We start from the raw sequence: 10,981 nt of genomic DNA on the forward strand, positions 1-10,981 counted from the left end.
CGAGTGCTCGGATGTTTCTTGTTTCGCCCCCTCGGGCGAGTCCCTTTTGTCAATCGGTGGAAGGCCACCCCCGCAAAAAGGAACCAAAAAGGCTTGCCCCGACATACGGGCCCGACAGAGTCGGGCTACCCTCACGAACTCCCCCGCCACGGAGGCCCGCCCCGAGGGTACGTCCCTGTAGCCCATCGGGGCTCTCGCGACATCCATGTCGCATGACCTCCTGAGCGCCGGTTTCGCTCGGCCTTCTGAAGGGGCACTCCGGTGCGCTCGGCTATTTCTCTGGAAGTCCAAGAGCAAACGCGCTTTTGCTCTTCGTAGGAGCGAGCTTGCTCGCGAACCCCGCAGTCACTGGGTTGCCGCGTTCGCGGGAATGACGAGGTGGGGGGCAGGTGTTTCAGGATGACTCAGGATTCTCCCTTCGCTCAGGACAGCCCCCTCTCCCGCTTGCGGGAGAGGGCTGGGGAGAGGGTGCTCTTTGCAGAGCCCCAACCTCTGTCGCAACCCCGTCGGAAATCCGATTGGATTCACCGGCCACGCCGGACGCTCTGGTGGCACGAACAGCCCCCTCTCCCTCCGGGAGAGGGCTGGGGTGAGGGCAACGGACTCCGCCGCTACTCCATCGCCAAACCTGCACTCCGCCCCCCAACCCTCCCCGCAAACGGGGCAGGGTACCGCCACGCCGTGCTTCCACCCACCCCTCAGACATCCACCTGAATGCCCCGGCCTTTAAGGGATTCCTGAAGGGAGGTCGCTGGCGATTTGCCTAGGATCGCCGGTGGGGCATCGCCGGCGGCGCCGGCGTTCGTTGCCCGCTGATTTCAGCCTCCCGCACACCGGGTGGCGATGACTGCCAATTGACGATTTGAAGGAGTCTCGGCGCATGACCGACAAGAACTGGAACGACGATCAGGACCGGCCGCAGGCCAGCCTGCCCTTTGCACAGGACGCATCCGCCGGACAGGGCGCGCCCGCGCCGCGTGCGGACAAGCCCCAATTCCTCATCGAGGACGATATCGGCACGCTCAAGGGCGTGGTCGAGTCGGGCGGATATACCAACGACAAGACGCCGACCTTCAAGGGCAAGGACCTCACGCCGGGCCAGGAAGTGTTCATCCGCGTCGTTCTCGAATCCGGTGAGGTGCAGGAACTGGGCAGCGCCGTGGTACGCAAGAACGGCACCTGGGCCCTGGACATCGACATGCCGTTCCAGGATGGCGTGGTCGATTTCTACATCACCGTCGACGGCGTCGATTCCGACCCCTACCGGGTGACCTTCGATAGCCAGTTGCCGGAGCCGGTCGAGCTGGAAGAGCCCCTGCAAGTGCTGGCCGGCGAGCGCCCGTTGACGATGGACGGTGGCCAGGTGCAGGCCAACGCGCAGCCGAGCTTCGTGGGCAAGTTCGCCGGCCAGGCCAGCGTAGCGGACATGTATGCCGTACTGCTGGAAATTCACTATGGCACGCAACTCGTCACTGTCACGGCCGAGATCGGCAGTGATGGCTCCTGGCGCTGTGACTGGCCAGAGGGCCTGGCGGAGCAGCAGGGGGACTATACGCTCAAGTTCTTCATGATCGATGCTGCCGGCAACGTGCATACCGAAGGGGGGCAGTACAAGCCCTTCCAGCAACTGGAACTGACGCTCGACATGACCCCGCCCGGTGACGATGCCGTGGTGAGCTTCACCCTGCACGACGACTTCGGCCCGGTCACCGGGGTCATCGCCGCCGGCGGCAAGACCGACGACACCACCCCGAGGCTCGAGGGCCAGGTGGCGAACGCTGCCGCCAACGGCGTCAAGTGGGTGGAAATCCGCCTCGACGGCAACGTCCTGGCACGGGTGCCGGTGGATGAGCAGGGCAACTGGGAGTACACCCCGGACGCACTGGCTTCCGGCGCGCATCGCTTCGAAGTCTTCCCGCTGGACGCCGCCGAGAACTATGGCAAGAGTGCCTCCATCGACTTCGAAGTGGCCGGGCCGGATGTGCCGCCCTTGTCGCCGCCGGTCATCGAGGAAATCCGTGACGACCAGGGCTCGGTCAGCGGCCTGCTGAACGACGGCGACGTCACCGACGACACCAGCCTGTCGCTCAAGGGCCACGCCGAGGCCGGCAACCTCGTATTGCTGTATGTCGGTGGGGTACTGGCCGCCAGCGCAGTCGCCGACGAAAACGGCAACTGGACTGCCGAACTGCCGCTGGCCGGCGATGGCGAGCATGTCATCATCGCCAAGGCCCAGGACGACTTCGGTCGCCACAGCGACGAAACCGCCCCGGTGTCCATCACCCTCGACACCATCGCGCCGGAACAGCCGGGCATGGTGGATGCCCAGGACAACACCGGCGCCATCACCGGCCCCATCGAGCCGGGCAGCGTGACCGACGAAACCCAGCCGACCCTCAGCGGTTCGGGCGAGCCGGGCGACACCGTCAGCATCCTCGACAACGGCGAGGTGATCGGCACTGTCGTGGTCGATGAAAACGGCCAATGGGAATTCACCCCGGAACAGCCGCTGGAAGAGGGCGACCACAGCATCAGCGTGGTGGTCACCGACCCGGCCGGCAATGCCAGCGAACCCAGCGAGTCCCTGGACTTCAGCGTCGACAGCAGCGTACCGGCCATGGTCATCGACCATCTCGAACTGCAGGACGACTTCGGTCCGGTAGTCGGCGCCATCGCCAACGGCAGCTCCACCGACGACGCCACCCCGCTCGTGCAGGGCCATGTCGAAGGCGAGGCGAAGTACGTGGAGGTCTACGACGGCGAAACCCTGCTGGGCACCGCCGCGGTGGACGGCGAAGGCAACTGGAGCTTCCAGGCGCCGGAGCTGGCTTCCGGCGAACACGCGATCTCGGTCCGTCCGGTGAACGCCATTGGCCAAGTGGGCGAAGCCAGCGACAGCATCGGCTTCACCCTGGTGGGTGACGAGACGCCGCTGCCGCAACTGCCGGTCATCGATGAAATCCTCGACGACCAGGGCACATTCACCGGCCTGCTGAACGATGGCGACCTCACCGACGACGCCAGCCTGTCGCTCAAGGGCAGCGCCGAAGCCGGCAAGCTCGTGCTGCTGTACGTGAACGGCGAACTGGCCGCCAGCGTGGTGGCCGACGAGCAGGGCAACTGGACTGCCGAACTGCAGCTGGCCGGCGATGGCGAACAGGTCATCACCGCCAAGGCCCAGGACGATGCCGGCCGCAACAGCGACGAAACCGCTCCGGTATCCATCACCCTCGACGCCACCGCGCCGGACAAGCCGGAACAGGTGGGCGCCGACGACAACGAAGGCGTGGTGCAGGGCCCGATCACCCAGCATGGCGCCACCAACGACAACACCCCGGAATTCAGCGGCCAGGCCGAGCCGGGCTCCACGGTCATCATCAGCGACAACGGCATGCCCCTGGGCAGCGTGGTGGCCGACGCCCAGGGCAACTGGAGCTACACCCCCGAGCCGCCGCTGGCCGACGGTTCGCACAGCATCACCGTGCAGGCCCAGGACGCCGCCGGCAACCTCAGCGAGCCCAGCGACGCGCTGGAATTCAGCGTCTGGAGCGAGGCGCCGCAGGTGAGCATCGACCACGCCCTGGACGACGTCGAGCCGGGCCTGGAGAACGTGGCCAGCGGCGGCATCACCAATGACCTGCAGCCGACCCTGGTGGGCACCGCCACCGCCGGCGCGCTGGTGGTCCTTTCCGAGGCCGGGCTGGTGCTCGGCAGCGCGGTCGCCGACGCCGAGGGCAACTGGAACATCACCCTGGACCGTAACCAGTCCGAAGGACCCCACACCTACACCGCGGAAGTCCGTTGCGCCACCGGCGAGTTCGCCCAGGCCGACTTCGTCCTGGTGATCGACAACAATGCCCCGGACCGCCCGATCCTCGACGCCGTGCTGGACAACGCCGGCCTGGCCCAGGGCGCGCTGGCCAGCGGCGACACCACCGACGACGCCACCCCGACCCTGCAGGGCGGCGAGGCCGAGCCCAACGGCCTGGTCAAGGTCTACGACAACGGCACCCTGGTCGGCAGCACCCTCGCCGACGAGAACGGCGACTGGAGCCTGGAGCTGCCGGAGCTGGCCGATGGCGCCCATAGCCTGACCGTCACCTCCAGCGATGTCGCGGGCAACGAAAGCAAGCCGACCCGTCCGTTCGAACTGACCGTGGACACCGCGGTGGCCGACCTGGTCATCGACAGCATCGAGCTGGTCGACGACTTCGGCGAGGTCCAGGGCCTTATCGCCGACGGCGGCAAGACCGACGACACCACGCCGCTGCTGCAGGGCCACGTCGAAGGGACGAATGCCGCCTACGTGGAAATCTACGACGGCGAAACCCTGCTGGGCACCGCCGCGGTGGACGCCCAGGGCAACTGGAGCTTCCAGGCGCCGGAGCTGGCAAGCGGCGAATATGCCTTCAGCGCCGTACCGGTGGACAGCCTCGGCAAGACCGGCGAAGCCAGCGAAACCATCCGCTTCGAAGTGGTGGGCCCGGAGGTCGCCCTGCCGAACGCACCGGTCATCAGCGAAATCCTCGATGACCAGGGCTCGGTCAGCGGCCTGCTGAACGACGGCGACGTCACCGACGACACCAGCCTGACCGTCAACGGCAGCGCCGATGCCGGCAACCTGGTGCTGCTGTACGTGAACGGTGAACTGGTCGCCAGCGCCACCGCCGATGAACAGGGCAACTGGACCGCCGAACTGCCGCTGGCCGGCGATGGCGAACAGGTCATCACTGCCAAGGCGCAGGATGAAGCCGGTCGCCACAGCGACGAGACTGCACCGGTCAGCGTCATCCTCGACACCACCGCGCCGGAACAGCCGGGCATGGTGACCGCCGAGGACAACACCGGCGCCATCACCGGTCCCATCGAGCCGGGCAGCGTGACCGACGAAACCCAGCCGACCCTCAGCGGCTCGGGCGAGCCGGGCGACACCGTCAGCATCCTCGACAACGGTGAGGTAATCGGCACGGTCGTGATCGACGAGAACGGCCAGTGGGAATTCACTCCCGAGCAGCCGCTGGAGGAGGGCGACCACAGCCTCAGCGTGGTGGTCACCGACCCGGCCGGCAACGCCAGCGAGCCGAGCGAATCCCTGGACTTCAGCGTCGACAGCAGCGTGGCGCCGATGGTCATCGATCGCATCGAACTGCAGGACGACTTCGGTCCGGTAGTCGGCGCCATCGCCAACGGCAGCTCCACCGACGACGCCACCCCGACCGTGGTGGGCCATGTCGAAGGCGAAGCCGCCTGGGTGGAAATCTACGACGGTGAAACCCTGCTGGGCACCGCCCTGGTGGACGCCGAAGGCAACTGGAGCTTCCAGGCGCCGGAACTGGAGAGCGGCGAGCACAGCATCAGCGCCCGCCCGGTGAGCGCCATCGGCCAGGTCGGCGAAGCCAGCGACAGCATCGCCTTCACCCTGGTGGGTGAGGAAACCGATCTGCCGCAGCCGCCGGTCATCGACGAAATCCGCGACGACCAGGGTTCGATCACCGGCCTGCTGAACGACGGCGACGTCACCGACGACACCAGCCTGAGCGTCAACGGCAGCGCCGCAGCCGGCAACCTCGTGCTGCTGTACGTGAACGGTGAACTGGCCGCCAGCGTGGTGGCCGACGAGCAGGGCAACTGGTCCGCCGAGCTGCCGCTGGCCGGCGATGGCGAACACGCCATTACCGCCAAGGCGCAGGATGCAGCCGGCCGTCACAGTGACGAGACCACCCCGGTCTCCATCACCCTCGACACCACCGCGCCGGAACAGCCGGGCATGGTGACCGCCGAGGACAGCACCGGCCCCGTCACCGGGCCCATCGAGCCGGGCAGCGTGACCGATGAAACCCAGCCGACCCTCAGCGGCTCGGGCGAGCCGGGCGATACCGTGAGCATCCTCGACAACGGCGAGGAGATCGGCACCGCCACCGTCGACGAGAACGGCAACTGGACGTTCACCCCGGAACAGCCGCTGGAGGACGGTGACCACAGCATCAGCGTGGTCATCACCGACGCCGCCGGCAACGTCGGCGAACCCAGCGAGGCCCTGGACTTCGTGGTGGATTCCACGCCCGTGTTCGTCACCATCGACATGGCCCTCGATCAGGTCGAGAGCATCACTGGCGAGGTGGCCAACGGCGGCATCACCAATGACCGGCAGCCGACTCTGGTGGGCACCGCTACCGCGGGCGCGCTGGTGATCATCTCCGAGGCCGGGCTCGTTCTCGGCAGTGTGGTCGCCGATGCCGAAGGCAACTGGAGCCTGCGCCTGTCGGTGGGACAATCCGACGACGAGCACCACTACACCGCCGAGGTGCAGAGCGTCACCGGCGCCACCGCCCAGGCCGAGTTCAGCCTGCTGATCGACACCGATGCCCCGGACCGTCCGATCCTCGACGCCGTGCTGGACAACGCCGGCCTGATCCAGGGCGCGCTGGCCAGCGGCGACACCACCGACGACGCCACCCCGACCCTGCAGGGCAGCGAGGCCGAGCCCAACGGCCTGGTCAAGGTCTATGACAATGACGTCCTGGTCGGCAGCACCCTCGCCGACGAGAACGGCGACTGGAGCCTGGAACTGCCGGAACTGGCCGATGGCGCCCATAGCCTGACCGTTACTTCCAGCGATGTCGCGGGCAACGAAAGCAAGCCGACCCGTCCGTTCGAACTGACCGTGGACACCGCGGCGGCCAACCTGGTCATCGACAGCATCGAGCTGGTGGATGACTTCGGTCCGCTCACCGGCCTGATCGCCGATGGCGACAAGACCGACGACACCACGCCGCTGCTGCAGGGCCATGTCGAAGGCGAGGCGAAGTACGTGGAGGTCTACGACGGCGAAACCCTGCTGGGCACCGCCGCGGTGGACGTCCAGGGCAACTGGAGCTTCCAGGCGCCGGAGCTGGAAAGCGGCGAGCACGCCTTCAGCGCCGTACCGGTGGACGCCCTCGGCAAGACCGGCGAAGCCAGCGAAAGCATCCGCTTCGAAGTGGTGGGCCCGGAGGTCGCCCTGCCGGAGGCACCGGTCATCAGCGAAATCCTCGATGACCTGGGTTCGGTCAGTGGCCTGCTGAACGACGGCGACGTTACCGACGACACCAGCCTGACCGTCAACGGCAGCGCTGCCGCGGGCGATCTGGTGCTGCTGTACGTCGACGGCGAACTGGCTGCCAGCGTGGTGGCCGACGAGCAGGGCAACTGGAGCGCCGAACTGCCGCTGGCCGGCGATGGCGAGCACGCCATCACCGCCAAGGCGCAGGATGAAGCCGGTCGCCACAGCGACGAGACTGCACCGGTCAGCGTCATCCTCGACACCACCGCGCCGGAACAGCCGGGCATGGTGACCGCCGAGGACAACACCGGCGCCATCACCGGTCCCATCGAGCCGGGCAGCGTGACCGACGAAACCCAGCCGACCCTCAGCGGTTCGGGCGAGCCGGGCGACACCGTCAGCATCCTCGACAACGGTGAAGTGATCGGTACGGTCGTGATCGACGAGAACGGCCAGTGGGAATTCACTCCCGAGCAGCCGCTGGAGGAGGGCGACCACAGCATCAGCGTGGTAGTCACCGACCCAGCCGGCAATGCCAGCGAGCCGGGCGAGTCCCTGGACTTCAGCGTCGACAGCAGCGTACCGGCCATGGTCATCGACCGTATCGAGCTGATCGACGACGTCGATCCCGTCACCGGCGCCATCGTCAACGGTGACTCCACCGACGACGCCGCGCCGCTGGTACAGGGCCATGTCGAAGGCGAAGCCGCCTGGGTGGAAATCTACGATGGCGAGACTCTGCTGGGCACCGCCCTGGTGGACGGCGACGGCAACTGGAGCTTCCAGGCGCCGGAACTGGAGAGCGGCGAGCACAGCATCTCCGCCCGTCCGGTGAACGCCATTGGCCAAGTGGGCGAGGCCAGCGACAGCATCGGCTTCACCGTGGTGGGCGAGGAAACCCCGCTGCCGCAGCTGCCGGTCATCGATGAAATCCGCGACGACCTGGGCTCGGTCACCGGCCTGCTGAACGATGGCGATGTCACCGACGACACCAGCCTGACCGTCAACGGCAGCGCCGATGCCGGCAACCTCGTACTGCTGTACGTGAACGGTGAACTGGTCGCCAGCACCACCGCCGATGAACAGGGCAACTGGAGCGCCGAACTGCCGCTGGCCGGCGATGGCGAGCACGCCATCACCGCCAAGGCGCAGGACCCGGCTGGTCGCCACAGCGAAGAGACCGCTGCGGTCAGCGTCATCCTCGACACCACCGCGCCGGAACAGCCGGGCATGGTGACCGCCGAGGACAACACCGGCGCCATCACCGGTCCCATCGAGCCGGGCAGCGTGACCGACGAAACCCAGCCGACCCTCAGTGGTTCGGGCGAGCCGGGCGACACCGTCAGCATCCTCGACAACGGTGAGGTAATCGGCACGGTCGTGATCGACGAGAACGGCCAGTGGGAATTCACTCCCGAGCAGCCGCTGGAGGAGGGCGACCACAGCCTCAGCGTGGTAGTCACCGATCCGGCCGGCAATGCCAGCGAGCCCAGCGAGTCGCTGGACTTCACGGTGCAGGCCCAGGTGCCGACCCTCAGCCTCGATTCGGTCTACGACGATGTCGAAGGCATCCTCGGCGAGATCGCCCAGGGCGGGCTGACCAACGACGCCCAGCCGATGCTCTCCGGCACGGCCGGCAACGGCGCGGTGCGGGTGCTCATCCATGACGGCCAGACGCTGCTGGGCAGCGCACTGGTCGATGGCGACGGCAACTGGCAGTTCGAGCTGCCGGAACTGGCCGACGGCGAGTACAGCCTGAGCCTGGTGGCCGAAACCGCCAGCGGCACGCCGAGCGAAAGCCTGGAGTGGAGCTTCACCGTCGACACCCAGGCACCGGAGGCCGTCACGGCTCTGGACCTGGTCGACGACGAGCCGCTGATCACCGGCACCATCGAGCAGAGCGGCCTGACCAACGACGCGACGCCTACCTTCAGCGGCCAGGCCATCGGCGCCAAGTGGGTGAACATCTACGACGGCAGCCTGCTGATCGCCAGTGTCTCGGTGGACGCCGAGGGCAACTGGAGCTTCACGCCGGAGGAGGCGCTTTACGAAGGCGTGCACCGCTTCAGCGCCGCCGCCGTGGACGAGGCCGGCAACGAAGGCGAGCGTAGCGTCGGCTGGAACTTCACCGTGGATGTCACCGCACCGGGCCGTGTCACCAACCTGGGGCTGTACGACATGATCGGACCGAACCCCGAGACGGACTGGGGCGATGTGCCGAAGGGCGGGAAGACCGACGACCCCTGGCCGAACTTCTATGGCCAGGTCGACACCTTCGGCGTGAAGTACGTGTACGTCTACGACGATGGCAAGTTCCTCGGCTCGGCCACGGTCAACCAGACCACCCTGGAGTGGGCGTTCGAACCGCGCCTGCCGCTGCAGTCGGGCAAGCACAGCCTGCAGGCCTGCGCGGTGGACGAAGCCGGCAACGTGGGCCCGCTCAGCGAGCCCTGGGACTTCACCATCGCCCTGCCGATCGCTGCCGACCCGTCGATCATCAACGTGCGCGACGACGTCGCTGGCGTCTACCTGCAGAAGGAGGACTTCACCGAGGACGTGACTCTGACGGTCAAGGGTTCCTCGCCGCTGGGCACCACAGTGACGCTCTATGCCAACGGCGTAGCGGTGGGCTCGCAGACGGTGGATGAGGATGGTTACTGGTACATCACCACCAGCGACCTGAGCCTTCTGGCCAACCCCGACGGTTCCGTGAGCCTGGTGGCCGAGGCCGAAGGGCTGGCGCCCACCGGTCCGTTCACCATCTTCCTCGAGGACAGCGTGCTGCAACCGCAGGTGCTGGCCGAGCCCCTGGGGGGCGAGGAAGCGCTGATGGCCGGGCTGTTCGCGGCGCTGGAACTGCACCAGGAGCCGGTCGCGCAAGCGCAGCCGCTGTCGTTGCAGGGCCTGCTGCAGGCACCGGCCGGGGCACAGGCTCCGGGCGTGGCGGCAACCCCGCCGGCAGCCGAGGCGCCAGTGCCCGACAGCATGCTGGTGAAACAGGACCTGCTGGCGCTGCAACAGCAGCAACTGGTCTGACCGACCCGGCCCGTCCGGCGCTTCGGCGCCGGGCGGCCCGGTTTTCAGGCGGCATGGGCGCAAGCCCGTGCCGTTTTTTTTCGCCTGAAAAACACGCTGCGCCCATTATCGAGCTGGCCTGTAGGCGCGCGCCCTGCGCGCGAATCGCGGACAGAGCCCGCTCCTACCGGCGCTGGGAAAATACTGTCGTAGGATGGGTTGAGCGAAGCGATACCCATCGCCATGGTTGGCCGGCGGACGGAGGTTCAATGATGGAGCATCGGCGAAGTCCGTTGCCCTCACCCCAACCCTCTCCCGGAGGGAGAGGGGGCTGTCCGTGCCGAGAGAGGAAATGGTTTCAGCTGGAAACCGCTGGAGCTGCCGGCTGACTCCAGAATACCCGACCCTGCCCAACGGTCCCCTCTCCCTTCAGGGAGAGGGTTAGGGAGAGGGCGCTCTTCGAAGCCACGCCAAGCCGTTCCGACAGAACTCCATTTGCGAACAACGGCGTCAAGTTCAACTCCGGAGGTGTGTTGATGTCCGCAACCCTCTCCCCAGCCCTCTCCCTGAAGGGAGAGGGGGCTTGCCCTGAGCGGAGTTGAAATCAGGCACCATTCTTCTACTTCGTCATTCCCGCGAACGCGGGACGCGGCTCCATCGCGAACAGCGCTTGCGCTGGAATGACGGGGATTGAGGTCGGGACAAAGGTTGAGGCTCTGCAAAAGAGCACCCTCTCCCCAGCCCTCTCCCGCAAGCGGGAGAGGGGGCCGTTCGGAGCGAGCGGTGAATTCGGAGTCATCCTGAAACTCCCAGCCCCCTCGTCACTCCCACGAACGCGGGACACGCCACGACCATGCGCCCCTGGAGCCGCCGGCCAGAACACCGCTCCCCATGGGGGCGCCGAGGCTCCCCCCCTCCCCCCCT

Annotated in this window: 1 protein-coding gene; it reads left to right on the forward strand. The window is 67.2% G+C overall.

Annotated elements, in window-relative coordinates; genetic code table 11:
• Positions 1–880 precede the first annotated feature (880 nt).
• The gene (locus tag RN02_RS27060) at positions 881–10,078 is read left to right on the forward strand and encodes an Ig-like domain-containing protein (protein ID WP_043318253.1); all 9,198 of its coding nucleotides are present in this window, start codon (positions 881–883) and stop codon (positions 10,076–10,078) included.
• The last annotated feature ends 903 nt before the right edge of the window (positions 10,079–10,981 follow it).

Origin of the sequence: Pseudomonas sp. PI1 (genome assembly GCF_000812405.1) — a bacterium.
GTDB classification, from domain to species: Bacteria; Pseudomonadota; Gammaproteobacteria; order Pseudomonadales; family Pseudomonadaceae; genus Pseudomonas; species Pseudomonas citronellolis.

Coding starts and splice junctions, on each gene's coding strand:
- RN02_RS27060 (WP_043318253.1), top strand. CDS start 881: ATGACCGACAAGAACTGGAACGACGATCAGGACCGGCCGCAGGCCAGC.